The 16,619-nt window shown below is 39.4% G+C and carries 17 protein-coding genes and 1 pseudogene; 9 read left to right on the top strand and 9 right to left on the bottom strand.

All coding sequences use genetic code 11. The features are described 5' to 3' along the window. Positions 1 to 810, bottom strand: a pseudogene (locus I4641_RS18965) (hypothetical protein); the annotation flags it as partial. A gap of 166 nt (positions 811 to 976) precedes the next feature. Continuing rightward, the gene (locus I4641_RS18960; RefSeq protein WP_229642153.1) at positions 977 to 2,296 is read right to left on the bottom strand and encodes a DNA cytosine methyltransferase; all 1,320 of its coding nucleotides are present in this window, start codon (positions 2,294 to 2,296) and stop codon (positions 977 to 979) included. A 114-nt stretch (positions 2,297 to 2,410) separates the two neighbouring features. Here I4641_RS18960 and I4641_RS18955 point away from each other — a divergent pair, with 114 nt between their 5' ends. From I4641_RS18955 to I4641_RS18945, 3 genes are all read left to right on the top strand, one after another. Then, on the top strand, positions 2,411 to 2,599 hold the full coding sequence (locus tag I4641_RS18955; protein ID WP_229642152.1) for a hypothetical protein: 189 nt from the start codon (positions 2,411 to 2,413) through the stop codon (positions 2,597 to 2,599). Positions 2,600 to 2,685: 86 nt separating this feature from the next. After that, positions 2,686 to 3,753: an AI-2E family transporter gene (locus I4641_RS18950; RefSeq protein WP_229642151.1), complete on the top strand. Its 1,068-nt coding sequence runs from the start codon at positions 2,686 to 2,688 to the stop codon at positions 3,751 to 3,753. A 31-nt stretch (positions 3,754 to 3,784) separates the two neighbouring features. Beyond that, positions 3,785 to 4,993 carry a homocysteine biosynthesis protein gene (locus I4641_RS18945; RefSeq protein WP_229642150.1) on the top strand — a complete coding sequence of 403 codons (1,209 nt, stop codon included), beginning with the start codon at positions 3,785 to 3,787 and terminating at the stop codon, positions 4,991 to 4,993. A 22-nt stretch (positions 4,994 to 5,015) separates the two neighbouring features. Here I4641_RS18945 and patR read toward each other — a convergent pair whose 3' ends face one another. Continuing rightward, entirely contained in the window at positions 5,016 to 5,834 is an 819-nt protein-coding gene (gene patR / locus I4641_RS18940; RefSeq protein ID WP_229642149.1) for a heterocyst master regulator PatR, read from the bottom strand. 234 nt (positions 5,835 to 6,068) lie between these two features. Here patR and I4641_RS18935 point away from each other — a divergent pair, with 234 nt between their 5' ends. Together I4641_RS18935 and I4641_RS18930 are read left to right on the top strand one after the other, a co-directional pair. Beyond that, positions 6,069 to 6,905, top strand: a complete 837-nt coding sequence (locus tag I4641_RS18935; protein ID WP_229642148.1) for a tetratricopeptide repeat protein — start codon at positions 6,069 to 6,071, stop codon at positions 6,903 to 6,905. A 65-nt stretch (positions 6,906 to 6,970) separates the two neighbouring features. Further along, complete coding sequence (locus I4641_RS18930) at positions 6,971 to 7,612, top strand: lysophospholipid acyltransferase family protein (protein ID WP_229642147.1); 642 nt, start codon at positions 6,971 to 6,973, stop codon at positions 7,610 to 7,612. Between the two features lie 37 nt (positions 7,613 to 7,649). Here I4641_RS18930 and I4641_RS18925 read toward each other — a convergent pair whose 3' ends face one another. Continuing rightward, positions 7,650 to 8,342 (bottom strand): NUDIX hydrolase, encoded by a 693-nt coding sequence (locus tag I4641_RS18925; protein WP_229642146.1) that lies wholly within the window; start codon positions 8,340 to 8,342, stop codon positions 7,650 to 7,652. A gap of 199 nt (positions 8,343 to 8,541) precedes the next feature. Between I4641_RS18925 and I4641_RS18920 the strand changes: the two genes are divergently transcribed. Together I4641_RS18920 and rbsK are read left to right on the top strand one after the other, a co-directional pair. Then, positions 8,542 to 9,552 carry a cysteine hydrolase family protein gene (locus I4641_RS18920; protein WP_229642145.1) on the top strand — a complete coding sequence of 337 codons (1,011 nt, stop codon included), beginning with the start codon at positions 8,542 to 8,544 and terminating at the stop codon, positions 9,550 to 9,552. A 109-nt stretch (positions 9,553 to 9,661) separates the two neighbouring features. Further along, positions 9,662 to 10,594, top strand: a complete 933-nt coding sequence (rbsK, locus tag I4641_RS18915) for a ribokinase (protein ID WP_229642144.1) — start codon at positions 9,662 to 9,664, stop codon at positions 10,592 to 10,594. A gap of 235 nt (positions 10,595 to 10,829) precedes the next feature. On the opposite strand, the gene I4641_RS18910 is transcribed toward rbsK, so the two are convergent. Further along, a complete protein-coding gene (locus tag I4641_RS18910; protein WP_229642143.1) occupies positions 10,830 to 11,906 on the bottom strand; it encodes a glycosyl transferase in 1,077 nt (358 codons plus the stop codon). Positions 11,907 to 12,059: 153 nt separating this feature from the next. Here I4641_RS18910 and I4641_RS18905 point away from each other — a divergent pair, with 153 nt between their 5' ends. Next, entirely contained in the window at positions 12,060 to 12,725 is a 666-nt protein-coding gene (locus tag I4641_RS18905) for a protein kinase family protein (protein ID WP_229642142.1), read from the top strand. 14 nt (positions 12,726 to 12,739) lie between these two features. On the opposite strand, the gene I4641_RS18900 is transcribed toward I4641_RS18905, so the two are convergent. Both I4641_RS18900 and I4641_RS23900 read right to left on the bottom strand, forming a co-directional pair. Then, positions 12,740 to 13,936 carry a DNA double-strand break repair nuclease NurA gene (locus tag I4641_RS18900; protein ID WP_229642141.1) on the bottom strand — a complete coding sequence of 399 codons (1,197 nt, stop codon included), beginning with the start codon at positions 13,934 to 13,936 and terminating at the stop codon, positions 12,740 to 12,742. 83 nt (positions 13,937 to 14,019) lie between these two features. Further along, complete coding sequence (locus I4641_RS23900) at positions 14,020 to 14,151, bottom strand: hypothetical protein (RefSeq protein ID WP_263858278.1); 132 nt, start codon at positions 14,149 to 14,151, stop codon at positions 14,020 to 14,022. A 24-nt stretch (positions 14,152 to 14,175) separates the two neighbouring features. On the opposite strand from I4641_RS23900, the gene ccmO reads away from it, so the two are divergent. Then, positions 14,176 to 14,994, top strand: coding sequence for a beta-carboxysome assembly protein CcmO (gene ccmO, locus I4641_RS18895; RefSeq protein WP_229642140.1), 819 nt, complete (start codon positions 14,176 to 14,178; stop codon positions 14,992 to 14,994). Positions 14,995 to 15,034: 40 nt separating this feature from the next. Here the strand turns inward: ccmO and I4641_RS18890 are convergent, their stop codons facing one another. Next, on the bottom strand, positions 15,035 to 16,114 hold the full coding sequence (locus I4641_RS18890) for a YihY/virulence factor BrkB family protein (protein ID WP_229642139.1): 1,080 nt from the start codon (positions 16,112 to 16,114) through the stop codon (positions 15,035 to 15,037). A gap of 106 nt (positions 16,115 to 16,220) precedes the next feature. Beyond that, positions 16,221 to 16,619 (bottom strand): RICIN domain-containing protein (locus I4641_RS18885; protein WP_229642138.1); only part of this gene is annotated, 399 nt, incomplete at its 5' end.

The following is a 16,619-nucleotide window of genomic DNA, read 5'->3' as shown; positions in this document are numbered from 1 at the left end:
CTTACCTTGTTGTCCTACTGATTGTCCATTACCTTCAGGGATATTTACTGGTGCGGATACAGGATCGCTATCGTTATTGGAATTGTCGACAATTTCTGGTGTTAGAGTAGGTTCTGGTGCTGGTTCAAGCAAGTTTACTGACTCGCCAAAGCTAGGTGCTAGAGCTTCTTGTCCGTTATCTTGAACAATTAATAGAGGTTTTATGGATTGTCCTTTATTCAGGTCTGCCTGATCGTTTTGACCATTGATAGTGTAGCTACCGTCGCCATTATTGACTAAATCTACACCGTAAGCTGCGCTGATTTCGTAAGGAAGATTGAAGTCCATTGTCCAATCTTGGGCTTTGGATTGGGCGGTAATATCTAATTCTATTTTGTATCCGCCATCCCAATCTTCTACTATGGAGGGGGAAGCACTGAGGGGATTATCAATAGATTTTGCTTGTTTTTCAGATTCTTTATCGGACGTAGAACCTTCTTCCATCATTAGTTCTTCTGTCATTTCCGATGGGTCATAGATGAATTGAGGAGAGGGGGTTTCTTGTCCGTTGTTTTTAACAATTAAGATAGGGTTAATAGATTGTCCTTTGGTTAGGTCGACTTGATCGTTTTGACCGCTGATTGTGTAGCTACCGTCGCCGTTATCGATTAGGTCTACACCGTAAGCTGCGCTGATTTCGTAGGGAAGTTCAAAGTCTAATGTCCATTCTGTTGCTTTGGATTGGGCGGTAATATCTAGTTCTACTTTATATCCGCCATCCCAGTCTTGAGAAATTAAGGAGTTAGTTGTGATGTTTGTTTGATTAGCCATAATTAGTAACTTAGTAACTTAGTAACTTTTAAATTTCTTAACTTGTTAATTTGTTTTTGATTAACTTGTTACCTTTATAAAAGCTTTATACTGGCTTTACAGTGACTTCATAACTCTTGGTAGTAAGATTTCGATCGCAATGAAAAGTAATATAAGCCCAAACTTCTTATTTGAGTCTGGTTCTTCTAGCGATCGCTTGTACTTCTAAGTGTTGGTATTTCTCGGCTTGAGTCATTTTGAATTGCAATAATTCTCGATCGGCTAAGGCATATTTTTCTTGAGGTTTTCTGGGAATTATTGCTAAAGATTGGATAATTTGTCGCGCTACAGCCTGGGCTAATAAAGGAGGAACAGAATTACCAATTTGCCTAAAACCGTGCCATTTTGTGGTGTGGAACATAAACCAGTCGGGATAGGAATGAAGGCGAGCAGCCTCTCTGACGGTAATACAACGAGGGGTAATAGGATGAATCGGACGGGGAGATGTATGCGCTCCTCGGTTACTAGCCGTACCTGCACGGAGAGTTGTACACAAGCCCTTGAGATCTAAACGATAAAAATGGCTAATGCGATCGCTTTTACCTGGCTTGGTAGCAGCAAACCTAGCCATAGTCGTTGCGGTATGTTTGGTACGTCGGCTACAAGTTAATAGTTGAGGGTTATATTCTCTAGAATAAGCATAGTTATCTTCGATGGAAACAAGATTGCGTAATTGACTGGCATAAAAACTGGGCGTACCATAATCCACCATTACCCAATCTCGATATTCTAATTCGGGATAACAGTTGACTTCAGGAATATCCCCGATGGCATCTCGGACATTGGGCGTGGAGGGTAAAAGGTTTTCGACGGCTGGTTTTCTTTTTCTAGCGGTAGATTTTTTATTAGTGGATTTTTTATTTGGTGGTTGGGTCAAAGCGGTCGGATAGTCGGGCAGATTCCAGCCCTGACGACAACCGATCAAAAACAGCCGACGACGATTTTGGGGTACTCCATAATTAGCTGCATTGAGGACTTGATAGTCTTCTCTAACTTGATAACCCTGCTGTTTAAAAGTTTCCATCGTCTGGTGTAAAACTTCTTTTTGCTTGCCAATAGTTATTCCTTTGACGTTTTCCATCACAAAAAACTTCGGTTTGAGGTCTAATACCAAACGAACAAAATGAGACACCAAGGAATTGCGATCGTCATCTAAATTTCTTTTTCCCATCAGAGAAAAACCCTGACAAGGAGGTCCGCCAAAAACCACGTCAATATCGCGATCGCCAATTGCCGATTTAGCCCTAATTTCTCTTCCCGTGGTATCGGTTACACTTTTACAGATAGTCGTCCAGAAAGGAAAATTATATTCATGGACGCTTGCATGAATCGGATCGAACTCTACCGCAGCCAAGACATCAAACCCCGCTTGCTCGAAACCCAGGGTCATTCCTCCTGCACCAGCAAACAGATCTACAGCGATTGGTCTTTGCTTGCTACTAGCCATGATTTACCTGATAAGGATATCTCGATCTAAGATTTTAATCTATAACTTACGGCGATCGCCAGCCTTATTTTTTACGCTATAATTCAATATCATTCATCAGGCGATTGGTTCAGAATGAATAGTCAAACAGGATTTATCATCAAAATATTATTATTCTCTACAGCACTATCTGTGTTAATCAAATATGGCGGTCGATATTTACCGATTCAACCAACTAATGCGATCGCAACAATTATCGTTATTTTACCCTCTTTAATTATTGGCTTAATTTTAGGCTGGCAATATCTCAACCCAAAAGTTTAATAACATAAAGTTTCATTCACCAAAAATGCAGGTTAACCTATAGACCAACTCTATATCTACCATTCTTCTGTCAGGAGCTTGAAGCAGTGAATTTTGGTACTTGGATTGGTCTGATTGTTTTTTTTATCTCTCTTTATGTTTTATGGCAAATAAAACAGCTATTACTTTTACTATTTACGGGGATCGTCCTAGCAACTTCCCTGAATATTCTAGTTAAAAGTTTTCAAAAACGAGGAATGAAGCGCATCCATGCCGTCCTATTATCGGCATTTTCTTTGATTTTGGTAGCCGTGGGTTGTATTTGGATTGTCGTGCCTCCTTTTATCGATCAGTTCCAAGCTTTGGGTAGATTAGTACCCCAGGGAATCGAAAAACTAAATACTTGGTTAGACTTTCTCTCAGAACGCCTCGACCCCAGAATCATCAGTTTTCTGCCCGATACAGAAGAATTAAATAAACAATTGCAACCCCTAATTCAACAGTTTTTGGGTGGAGGATTGACCGTCTTTTATAATTCTTTGGGAGTCTTATTAGGTACTTTGTTGTTGCTAGCAATCACTCTAATGCTCTTAGCAGATCCAGAGTCCTATAGAAAAGGATTTATTCGCTTATTTCCTGCATTCTATCGACGAAGGGTAGATCGTATTCTAGATTTATGCGGAGAAGGATTAGAAGGCTGGCTGGTAGGAATTCTATTCAATATGGTAGTTATTGCCGTATTGAGTTTTGTATGCTTGCTTATATTAGGAATTCCTCTGGCACTATCTCAAGCCATGTTAGCAGGAGTGATGACTTTTATTCCTAATATTGGCCCCACTTTGAGCGTCTTATCTCCAATGGCGATCGCTTTAACTACGGACGAACCTTGGAAAGCTTTTGTTGTTCTAATTCTATATATAATTATCCAACAGGTAGAAAGCAACATTCTGACTCCCATTGTTATGTCACAACAAGTATCTCTCTTACCAGCAGTTACTTTGTTATCCCAACTATTTTTTGCTACCTTCTTTGGTTTTTTGGGTTTATTGCTTTCTTTACCCTTAACCGTTGTCGGTCAAATCTGGTTTAAAGAAGTGATCGTCAAAGATGTTCTCGATAATTGGCAATTTTCCCTAGCTGGCGATCGCAGGTCAGGAAAACAAGAGGAAGAATAACTAGGATCCCACGCCCTAATTAAAATAATCGATGAAAAGAACAATTGCCCAAATCAATGAAAAGATTAATAATGGTCGAGTAGTTGCTTGGACAATAGCAGAAACCAAAGCCAAAATAAGCCAACTAGGCATTGAAAAGGTATTCCAGCAGGTCGATGTCATTACCACGGGGACATTTGAACCAATGGAGTCTTCTGGGGCAATTCTCAATTTAGGACATACCGATCCGCCGATTAAAATTCGTCAGTGTTGGCTAGACGGTATTGCAGCTTATGCGGGTTTTGGGGCAGTAGATCTTTATTTGGGAGCGACAGCAACGGCTGATTATAACCTCAATGAAACCGATCCTAATTTGCGAGAAGGAGTAGGCTGGGAAAGGGGAGGAGGTCATGTAATTGAAGATCTGATTGCGGGTAAATCGATTCAATTGAAGGCGATCGGACAAAAAACCGATTGCTACCCCAGAGCTATGTGGGAGAATGCAATTACCAAAGAGAATATCAATCAATTTTATCTATTTAATCCCCGCAATCTCTACCAAAATTTTATTGTGGGAGTTAATGGAGGCGATCGCACTTTATATACTTATTTAGGGCCACTCCAACCCAGGTTGGGTAACGCTGTATATTCTAATCCTGGGGCAATTTCACCCTTAATTAACGACCCCGATCTCAATTTAGTGGGTATTGGTAGCAAGATTTTTTTAGGTGGCGGTATCGGCTATATAGCCTGGGAGGGGACTCAACATTTTCCCTTACAAAGACGCTTGCCCAATAATACTCCAATTGGCCCTGCTGCGACGGTGGCTTTGATTGGGGATGCCAAACAAATGGATTCTAATTGGGTAAGGGGATGCTATTTTAAAAATTATGGTTCGTCATTAATGTTAGGAGTAGGAGTAGCACTACCAGTATTGACAGAACAAGTGATTCGTAACTGTGCTGTGGTAGATAAAGATGTGGTCGCTCCTGTGATTGACTTCTCTATTCCTCGTCGAGTCCGACCTACTTTTGGTTTGGTTAGCTATGCCCAACTCCAAAAAGGTCACGTTACCATTGATGGCAAGTCCGTCAGAGTTGCCCCCCTAGCCAGCAAACATCGCTCTCTTCAAGTAGCCCAAGAACTCAAACAATGGATTACAACAGGCAAGTTTACTCTAACCGAGCCTGTTGCATCTCTTCCAAGCGATCGCACTTTTGTACCCCAAGATACTAATAGATCGAGTATTTCATTGGAGTAATGAAAATTATCAGCTATTAATTCTAATCTGTTTTCTTTTTAGTAATAATGGGTCGTGCAGTGGCAGATTTGCTGGGGCGACTGGGACGAGATGATTTGAGTTGAATTTTCTTGGGATCTTTTTTGAATTTGGGTTTGCGTTTTTGAGCAAAGCCTAAATCTGTTGCCGATTGGATAATTAAATCTTCCCCATCTAAACGTACATTCACATCCCAAAATCTTTTGAGGGGTTTTTCTCCCAAAATTCCCTTGAGTTTTAGTTTGAAGAATTTAGGTTTTTCGTCTTTCTTGCGGGGAAACTGTTTAATTTTGATAATTATGGTTTCTTCTTCTGTAGAATAAAAAATTACTTCCCCTCTGATCGAAAAATAACCGTGTTCGGCTTTTTCTCCCACATCTTCTTCAAGTTCTTCATCTTGGTTCAAAGTTTCAGGTTCCCATACCCCAACTATTTGAGCGTGGAGACGATCTTCTTTCATCTTGGTTCTGGGATATACTACCCAAAGATGCTCCTGTTCGAGATCCAAATGATTTTTGATTAGGCTAATAATACGACCGAGTAAAACTGCTTCAATTTCTGCCCCATCAGTGGTGATTAAAGTGCCTTGAGTCATCCGATCGTCACTTTGTTGGTATCTTGCTTTAATCAAGCCAATAGCGCGATATTGTTTGGGATGAGAAGGTGGGGGAATCGGTTGTTTTCGTTCGGAGACAGATTGAGTTTGGGAATTGGGAAAAATAGAATCTTGAGATTGGTTGGACATGATAAACTCGACCGATTGATTGGCAGCAGTAGAAGATTTATTTAGTTGTGCGGAAGGATTATTTTTAGCCAAATTCATAGAGCAACAAATAGCCCAGCATTACTTCTAAATGTAAGAGAGATTAAATTATATAGGAAATCATATCTTATACTCTCATGGAAATATAAGATAACTGGGCAAATGTTAAAGACGGAGTTTTGGCTTGTAGTAATTGGCTTTCAGCCCTAGGATAGACCATACTATAGTCTCCGCGTAATGCTCTTAATAAATAAGTTAAGTAAATCGCCCGATCGTAATAGGAGTGGTAATGACATGCAAAAAAAACATAGTAGTTGGATTTATCTGGTTTTAGGGGTAATGTTATTTTCTTTAATAACTGTTTCGGCACTTCCTCTAGTGGGGAGTGTAGTAGAAGGAAGACAGTTTGCCAAGAGTCCAGATAGTGAAGTTATTGTTTTATCTCAACAAGAATTGGCTAAACTAGAGGCAGAAGCGTCTGGCTATCAAAAGGTTTTGGCAAGAGAGCCAGATAACTCCACCGCTTTGAATGGTTTGTTGAAAATTAGACTACAGCAAAAAGATATCGAAGGCGCGATCGCACCATTGGAAAAGTTAGCAAAACTTAACCCAGAACAAACTGAATATACTAACTTGTTGGCTCAAGCCAAAGAACAAATCAAGGATTATGAAGGAGCAGCAGCAGCCTATAATCAAGTTCTGGCAACTCATCCTGGGGATATTTATGCTTTGGGCGGTATTACTAGTTTATATCTGATTCAAGATTTACCAGAAAGAGCGATCGCTTTATTGAAAAAAACTATTGCCCTGGCAGATAAAGCAGATAGCCCCACCGCCTCATCTATCCGTAAAGATGCAGTACAATTCTTGCTGGGAGAGCTTTATACTGATCGCGAACGTTATGGAGAAGCGATCGCTCTTTATGACGAATTAGCTAAAGATAATGAAGATGATTTCCGTCCTATTTTGGCGAAAGGTTTGGTGTTAGAAAAAAAAGGAGACTTCACCGCAGCTCAATCTATTCTTGAAAAAGCTTATGTTGCAGCACCTGCTGAATATAAAGATCAAATTGGCGATGAAATGGCAAAAGCGATCGAGAAAAGTAAAGCATCAGAAGCGGTAGGGGAATGAATTTATCTTGCATGGGTTCTATTCCCGTATAGTTAAAGATTGAAGAGTTTAATTGAGATAAGTTTGTGGAAGGGAAAAATCGAGAACCATTGGCTAATTGGGTATCCTATCACTTATTAAAATGGTCGGTAGTTAGTCCTGTTTTACATACTTATTTTCGGATTAAGATTTACGGGGCGGAAAAAGTCCCCCAATCAGGGGGTTTAATTGCTGTTAGTAACCATGCAAGTTATTTCGATCCGCCACTTCTTTCTAATTGCGTTCGTCGCCCAGTAGCTTTTATGGCGAAAGAGGAGCTGTTTAAAACTCCCGTGTTGAAACAAGCAATTCAACTTTATGGGGCATATCCCGTCAAACGCAGTATAAGCGATCGCTCTGCCCTCCGTGCAGCTACTAACGCGATCGAATCGGGCTGGATCGCTGCGATTTTTTTACAAGGCACTCGTTCTACTGATGGTAAAATTAGCGATCCTAAGTTGGGTGCAGCTTGGATTGCTGCTCAGACTCAAGTATCCTTGTTGCCGATTAGTCTTTGGGGTACAGAAAAGGCGATCAGCAAAGGTTTTCCTTTCTTAAAACCCGTCCCCATCACAGTTAGAATTGGCGATGTGATCCCACCCCCTCCATCGAGTAAGAAAGCCGATCTACAGGCTGTAACGGGGCAATGCGCCAAGGTTATTAATGGGTTACACGATTTGGGAAGATGATATTATTGTAGTTGGATTTCCCAATTAAATTTCCCAATTAAATCTCAAAATTAAATTCTTTTTGCTCTAATTCTTGATATCTTTTTTTGTCAAACTGGTATAATTTAGCTGGACGATGGGAAACTCCTGCTTGCATCTCTTCTAAATCGACCAAGAGTTTCATTTTTAATATTTTGCTGCGGAAATTTCGTTTATCTAGTTTTTGTTCTAATACTGTCTCGTACAGTCTTTGTAATTGAGTTAAAGTGAATTTGCTGGGTAATAGTTCAAACCCAATTGGTTGATAGCGCAGTTTTCCTTTTAATCTCTCTTTGGCTACACTAAAAATGCGATCATGGTCAAAAGCTAATGGGGGTAATTCCTCTACAGAAAACCATTTTGCATTTTTAGCATCGGTTCGAGCTTTAACAACATATTCCCCAATATTAATCAAGGCATAATAAGCAACGGTAATAATGCGATCGCGCGGATCTCGATCTACTTCGCCAAAAGTATACAGTTGTTCGAGAAACACTTTATCGATTCCCGTCTCCTCTTTTAACTCTCTGGCTGCTGCTGTTGCGATCGATTCATCTAGTCCGATAAATCCCCCTGGTAAAGCCCATTTATTTTGATAAGGCGCAATTCCTCGTTGTATCAGTAATACTTTTAGTTTTTGAGCATCATCCAAACCAAAGACTACACAGTCTACTGTTACCGAAGGTTTGGGATATTTATAGGTATAAGACATTTGCGATCTTTAGCAAGCAGTAATTAGAAACAGAGAATATCTTGTCGGTACAGAAGCAAGGATTTAGTATAAGTAATTTTAACTTGACATTGTTTAATTAAAACACTAACCTGTAGATCTATAAAGTGTAAAAAATACACTAAGAAATAAAGCCGATCAGCCAACGATCGAAGCAATCATTAATAATTATTTTAGTAACATGATTTTGAATAATACCGACAAATTATCTATTCCATCATTTTTTAATTCAAATAAAGCAAAAGAAGTCTATCGCGTACCTTATCAAGAAAGGGCAAAAGAAGCAGAAGCGTGGGCAAAAGAAAATAATATACAGCCTTCCTCAAAAGATAGAAAACAAGTGGGTTTATTGCTGATAGATGTGCAGAATACTTTTTGTATTCCTGACTTTGAATTATTTGTTAATGGTGCTATTGAAGATAATGTTAGATTGTGCGAGTTTATCTATCAAAATTTAGGAAATATTACAGAAATTATTCCCACGATGGATAGTCATACAGCAATGCAAATCTTTCATCCTATCTTTTGGATTAATAAAGTAGGAGAACACCCCGCACCTGGAACAATGATTAGTTATGAAGATGTCCAGCAAGAAATTTGGCAAGTTAATTCAGAACTTGCAGCTAGTTTAATGAAAGGCGATCGCCATAAATTAAAACGCCACGCTCTATATTATGTCAAAAAACTAAGTGAAGAGGGAAAATACCCTTTAACTATTTGGTCTTATCATTCTATGCTGGGTGGTATCGGTCATGCTTTAGTTTCTGCCATAGAAGAAGCGGTATTTTTTCATAGCATTGCCAGAAAGAGTCAAACTAGTTTTGAATTGAAAGGTAGCAATCCATTAACAGAAAACTATTCTGTATTAAGTCCAGAAGTTACAGATAGTTTCGACAACAAATCTATTGCTAGTAAAAATAGTAATTTAATCAACAAGCTATTAGACTTTGATAGCTTAATAATTACAGGACAAGCCAAGAGCCATTGTGTAGCTTGGACGGTAGACAACTTGTTAACAGAAATTAAAAACATTGACTCTAATTTAGCAAAAAAAATCTATCTTTTAGAAGATTGTATGTCACCTGTTGTTATACCAGAAATAGTTGACTTCACGCCTCAAGCTGATGCTGCATTTCAAAAATTTGCCGAAGCAGGAATGAATATAATTAAGTCAACGGATAACTTATTTTGATGCACCATATCAAAATTTTAGCGAGAATTAAATGTTCTTAGGTTTGTCCTGAGTTACAGAGTAAGCCTTATAATCAATAAGCATCTCCAGATTCATAATATAAAAAACAATGACAGTAGTTGTCTTTGGCAGTATTAACTTAGATATAGTGGTAGAAGTCTCTCGTTTGCCCGTAAAAGGAGAAACAGTAGTCGGAAATCGTTTCTTTTCTGCTGCGGGAGGAAAGGCAGCAAATCAGGCAGTTGCGATCGCTAAATTAGGTATTTCAGTAAGTTTAGTGGGTCAAGTTGGCGAAGATAGCTTTGGTGAAACTCTAATCAAAAGCTTGCAAACTGCGGGAGTAGACACCAGCGGTATTACCGTCAACCCTGGTAGTTATTCTGGTATTGCTTCTATTGTTGTCGATGAGAGGGGTGATAATACAATTGCTTGTGCTGCGGGAGCAAATAATTTAGTCAGAGAAAAAGAATTAGAGCAGTTTAAAATATTATTGCCTCAAGCCGAAATTGTGCTTTTAGAGTTAGGTATTCCCATTGCTACGGTTTTAAATGCAGCTAGAGCTGCAAGAGCTAATGATTGCTTCATAATCCTCGACCCCGCTCCAGTAGTTCCCAATTTACCAGAGGAATTATATAGCTTAATAGACTTAATTACTCCCAATGAAATAGAAGCCAGTCAAATTGTCGGGTTCACTGTAGATGGTGTGACTACCGCCAGACAAGCAGCATCTTTTTTACATCAGATGGGCATTCAAAACGTAGTTATAACCTTAGGGGCGCAAGGTGCTTTATATAGCAACTCAACAGAAAGCCTCTGGGTAAAACCAATTCCAGTTTCGGTAGTAGACAGCGTAGCAGCAGGAGATGCTTTTAATGGGGCGTTAGCTGCTGGTTTGGCATCGGGTAAATCTCTCAAGGAAGCTTTGCAGTGGGGTGCGGTAGGTGGTGCTTTGGCAGTTACCAAAAATGGCGCACAATCATCTCTTCCCATCAAAGACAGTTTTCATAAATTACTCAAAAAACAAATGTTGTTAGAAAAGTAGCTGTTAAAAAAAGAGTCTCGATCGAGATTAATTATCGATCATTGAGAAATAAAACCTGTTAATAACAAGGGCAACAAAATCATTGCGGATACAATGAGTAATAACGTTCCTGGATCGATATCAATAGTATTTTCTGGAGGCTTTTTCATGATTTTTCCAGTTAAAATTAATAAGTGTTTTAAGTATAGAGCATTTCACTGAGCCGCTCGCTTTATGTTAATAAATGCCAAGAAAACTAACTAACCTCAAACAGATTAGAAATCTCTTGGGCAATAGTATTTACTCCATCTTTCGCCAATTTATCTGCTTGGCGCGGAGGAGTTAAAGCTTGGCGTAAAAAGTCCCAATTTCCTGTAAAAAATTCCTCAGTCGAGACGATTTGATGTCGGGAATAGTCTTGAATACCATTGAGCAAGACTTCTGCTTCGGCAAAACCTTGACGAGTCAGGGTAACAATGGGCAAGTCGCAATATATTGCTTCAGAAAAAGTACTATATCCTGGTTTAGAAAATACACGATCGCATATTGGCATAAAATCCAAAGGACGCAAACTATTATCTTGTACTTTAACTAAATTAGGCAAATCTGGGGCATTGCGATCGAAGGTAATGAATTGCCAATCGGGAAAATACTCTAGATTATGATATGGTGTCTCTTGCAACCCTAAGCCACCAAAGGTTAGCAAAATAGTTTTCTCTTGAGGTGCAGTTAAATCAAATCTCGCTTTTAATTGCTCGTGGCAAGGCTTACAGCCTGTTAATCCCACATTAGTAATATTGGGAAATGCACCCATAGGTTCGGATAGAGGTAGACGAAACAAGCGATCGCTTTGACCGTAATAGTTTTCGATCCAGCTTACTACTTCGGCAAAATCTTCTCCCCATTGGCGATAAATAAAGTCCCAGCCAAAATTACTCATCATCCAGCAAGGGATACCTGCAGCACGAGCGATAGGAGCAGCTAAGGCAGGAATATCCCCTAAAATTAGTTGAACGTTATTATCGCGAATAAATTGAGCTTCTTCGGCAATAATATTATCCGACTCGGCAATAATATGCTGCATTTTACTCAAAGTTGCTGCTTTATCCATTGTCAAACTATCGCTTTGAATTACGCCCACATCAAAAATTCGCTGACGATAAATAAAATCTTTTTTCACATAAGATTTTAAAAGCCATTGGGGGGCAACAGTGACAAAAATCAAAGTCAGATCGGGACATAATTGACGCAACTTTTCGGCTACCGTTGCCGCACGTACTGCATGACCAAAACCGTGACTGGTTACTGCAATATAAATGGCTGGTTGAGACATAAGATTAAATCCGATTGATAGAGTGTATTTTGGAAAAATTGAAGTAACTAAAAATCAAATATTTATAGTTTTAATTTAAGCGATTGTCAAATTATCTAAGATGGTTTTATGAAGCTCAGATTGTTTATTGTTTGAATTTTCCCGAGTTAATTTATGATTTCTCAACAACGCGATCGCGATCGCTTTTTATTACCATCCCTATATATTGTTCGAGAATTGGCTAATACAGTCAAAATCAAAAGTATTCAGCCCCACAATCCTGTCATAGTTTCTCATATTCCTCAATCTTGGCAATTATTAGGTACGGGTAACTATGCTGCTGTCTTTATCCATGCCGAATATCCAGACATTGTAGTCAAAATTTATGCGTCGGGGCGATCGGGTTGGGCTGAAGAAGTGGCAGTATACAAACAACTTGGTTATCACGACTCTTTTTCTCAATGTTTTCAGGCAGCAGACAACTGGTTAATTTTAAAACGGCTGCACGGTGTTACTCTTTATGACTGCCTCCACCAAGGAATAAAAATTCCCCGACAAGTCATTCAAGAAATTAACTCAGCTTTAGAATATGCCAAATCCAGGGGTTTAACTCCCCACGACGTTCATGGGCGCAATGTGATGATGTCTGCTGAAGGGAAAGGTTTAGTAGTTGATATTTCCGACTTTTTAGATTCCTCTCCCTGTTGGGCTTGGAAAGATTTAAACAAGGCTTATTACTGGATCTATCAACCTTTGCTGTCTTGGCATCCATTACCCTTACCTTATTCAATTTTAGATGGAGTCCGCGCTATCTACCGCGTTTATCGTAAAACAATTTAATTTCTTAAGAAAAATCAAGCAATACTCCCTCGTTTGCGGGCTTCTTTATAAGATGTTCCGACATTGCGGATACCAGCTTTGATTAATTGCTGTTCTAGCAGGGTAAAAAAACGTACACGATCGCCTCCTCTAACTACTGCTTGGTTGTGGGCTTCTGCTAAAGCAACGGGATAGCCATAACCTTTGTGTACCTGAGCTAAAACAATACTTAAAGATTGTTCCAAGAGGGTGCGATCGTCAACTACCCACTGGGGCATCTCTACACGGGCTATTTCCGTACCTACGTTAACATAGCAGAAGTAAACCCTTTGAGCTTCCTCATAAAGCTCTAGAATTCGCAAATTACTGCGATATAGAGGGCTTCTCTGTCCTGGTTGTAGTTGTCCCGCCCAAAAGGTAGAGTCGCGGAGGGAATCAATTTTTTGACAGGGATATTTTTCAGTTAAGTCGCCACAATTGACGACACAATTGGGATGTTCATATTCGCAAGCTTGCAACCTCAAAAAGTTTAAACCTTCCGTACTGCGAGATGCACTAACATATCCCATCATGGGAATTTTAGTTTCTCTGAGTCTTTCACAAGAAGCCAAGATCGGCGGTAATATTTTATCTCTCGCTTCGTTGGGTAAACTATCCAAAAACCAATATATTAAAGAACCATCAACTAAAGCTAAATTAGGAATATCATAATGTTCTCCTGGGGGTAATACCCAATTACAAGCCATTTCAGCGAGAGTTTCTGCTTCGGATACCGTTCGGCGATGTCCCATCCATTCTTCCAAACGAATACCCCACTGTTTTGAAATATATAAATCTTCCTTTTTATAAAATACTTCTGGTACGCTATCTAACAACGGGTGCAAACTCTGCCCGTAGTGGAGCATTATTTGACCGATATTAATTAAATAACAGTAAGCAATTTCGTGATGGGAAGGAGAAATTTGCGAACCATCTGTCGCAAAAACACTGTGACTATAAGGCGCGGTTTGAATGTCAAAACACTCATCTAAAGGTTCGATGGGAGTAGCAGCAGCAAAAATAGCGCGATCGCGAAAGTCCGCTTGAGTCTGTACTAGTTGCCCTTGTCGATCGGCTGCTTGCTGTTGTAATCTCTGGGCTAGTTCAAATCTTTGTTGAGAAGCGATCGCTTCCCGTTGCATATGTTGGCTGATACCAGGGATTTGTCCCGCTATTTTGGCTAAGTCTAACATCGTTTTGAACCTTGTTTAGTTTTTGTATTGCTTAACTTTTAGGAGGGGATAAATTAATTTAGTTACGATAAATTTGTTTAATATTAAATATCATACATTTGACTACCAAAATCGAATTTGTTACTAGCGCGATCGGCTAAACTATAACTGATACCATAATTCATTTTTCTAACTGTATTCAATACAGAAAGATAGATAGTTACTAATCGTGACACCCTTGTAAAGGAAAGAAATACTGAATGTCTAATTTAGAACGCAGAAGGACACCGCTAAACCGAGTCAGTAGACAGTCATCAAACTATAGCGAACATCCCTTCAAAGATAGCGCGCTAGGTTTGGTTTCTACCACAAGTTTTCCTGCAATTGTTGGTACGGCGGATATGATGCTCAAGTCAGCGGAAGTCACGATGGTAGGCTATGAAAAAATTGGTAGCGGACACTGTACTGCTGTAATTAGAGGGAACATTGCTGATGTTCGGCTAGCAGTAGAAGAAGGAGCAAAAACCGCTGATAAGTTCGGACAGCTTGTGTCTAAGCTCGTAATTGCCCGTCCTATGCCCAATTTGGAGGCTATTTTTCCCATTGGCAGTCATTTAATGGAATTGACCCAAAAAAGAAGGGGTTACAGTCGTCTAAGTAATCGCTCCATTGGTTTGTTGGAGACAAGAGGTTTCCCCGCAATGGTAGGTGGTGCGGATGCGATGTTAAAATCTGCCGACGTGCAGCTAGCTTCTTACGAAAAAATTGGCGATGGTTTATGTACCGCTATAATTCGCGGATCGATCGCTAATGTAGCCATGGCTATTGATGCGGGAATGCAAGAAGCCGAACGTATTGGCGAACTACACGCAGTTATGGTAATTCCTCGATTATTGGAAGATTTGGAACACACTCTACCTGTTGCTAGCTATTGGATGGAAGAGGAGCAAGATCCTTTACCCGTCTTGTTGCCTAAAGAAGTCAAACAGAAAGAGAAAGAGCTTATAGAATTGCCTCAAGCCGAACCAAAACCCATGCAAATTCCTCTTAGAAGACAAATGGAAATAGAAGAGTTATAGGTGATTAGGTAAAAATAGTAAAAATTATTTTTAATTATTTTTAATTATTCATTGCTTTGCCAATAATTACATTCAATTGTTCTCCAATCAACATCACTAAAGAACTTAAATATAACCACAGCATCAAAATAATAGCCGTTCCTACCGCGCCATAAATTTTGCTATAAATACCAATATGGGAAACATAAAAACGAAAGATTAAAGATACAATTGCCCAAGAAACAGCTGCTAAAATTGCCCCTGGAAAAGTCGGTATATTCTTGGTGCGATCGCTCGATCCGTAACGATAAATCAAGCTAAAAGCGATCGCAATTATACCCAAGGCAATGGGAAACCCTAAAAATCGCCATAAGTCCAGCAATAATTCACTTAACGCTATTTCCACATGGGAATCGACAATTAAGTTCCGCACCATCAAAAAACAAGCATATACTAGTTGAATAGCCACCATGGCCACAATAATAGTAATGGTGGTGACGGTAGATTTGAATTCTCGATCGCTTTTTCTTTTCAAACTCACTTGAAACTGATAAATTATCCCCGCACTAGTAGTGGCGATCGCGATCGTAACAATAATGCTAAAAGCTTTCCAAGTAGATAATAACAGCGCATTCCAACTTTGCTGGAGTGCCATATGAAGTAAAAAATCTCCTACCCACAGCAAAAAACAAGCAATAATCAAAAAAATTAGGGTCAAAACTGTCAAAGAAATGGCGATTGTTTTTGTTCGCACATAAGAGCGTCGATCTTCTAAGTCAACCTCATGAATTTGATCTAAAGCATTCATGGCCGCGCTCAATACTCCAGAAATAATCCAAATAGCAGCGATCGAACTCAAAGAAAACCAGCTTTTTCCTTCGGTGGATTTGATATTCTCAATAAATTCTAATAGTAGAGTCCAAATTTGTATCGGTACGATATCAACAAAATGAACTGCAAGACTAACAAAAGTAGATTCTACAGATTGCTCGAATAAACTAATTGCAGTCAAAACAGCAATGATGGCAGGAAATAAACCCAACATCCCATGAAAAGCCATTTCCGCAGCCAAACCAGTTAGCCGTTTTTGAATGACACAAGCAACAGTTTGTTGCACCGTTATCCAATTGAGATAAGGCACAAGTCTAATCCAGCCAAACATGAAAATTCTCTATTGCCTATTTATTCTTTCCCATTGCTTTTATAACCTTGATTCGATCAGATGGAAATAGAGTAAACTGGCTATTTTAGTGTCGCTGATGGCGATTATAATTATAAGGGGAATTGCTCGGTCTAAAATTTCTCGCTGGAACTAACAACCACTCAAAGTTAGGAGAATTGCATTCATTACCCTGAACCACATTAGCACCATTCTCTTGTCCAGAATTGAAAACATTCAAACACTGTCCGCTATGTCGGACTTCAAGATAATTATATTTACCTCTTGTGGGAATGAGAGACCATTGAAAATTGGGGGTATTGCATCCGCTACCCTGAACTACATTATCGCCATTCTCTTGTCCAGAATTGAAAACATTCAAACATTGTCCGCTATGTCTGGCTCTCAGATAATAATATCCACGTTCGGCTCGAATGAGAGACCATTGAAAATTGGGGGTATTGCATCCGCTACCCTGAACTACATT

Source organism: Waterburya agarophytonicola KI4, from assembly GCF_020640915.1.
Taxonomy (GTDB): domain Bacteria; phylum Cyanobacteriota; class Cyanobacteriia; order Cyanobacteriales; family Xenococcaceae; genus Waterburya; species Waterburya agarophytonicola.
The sequence above is the reverse complement of the archived record's forward strand: the minus strand, read 5'-3'. Positions and strand labels throughout refer to the sequence as shown.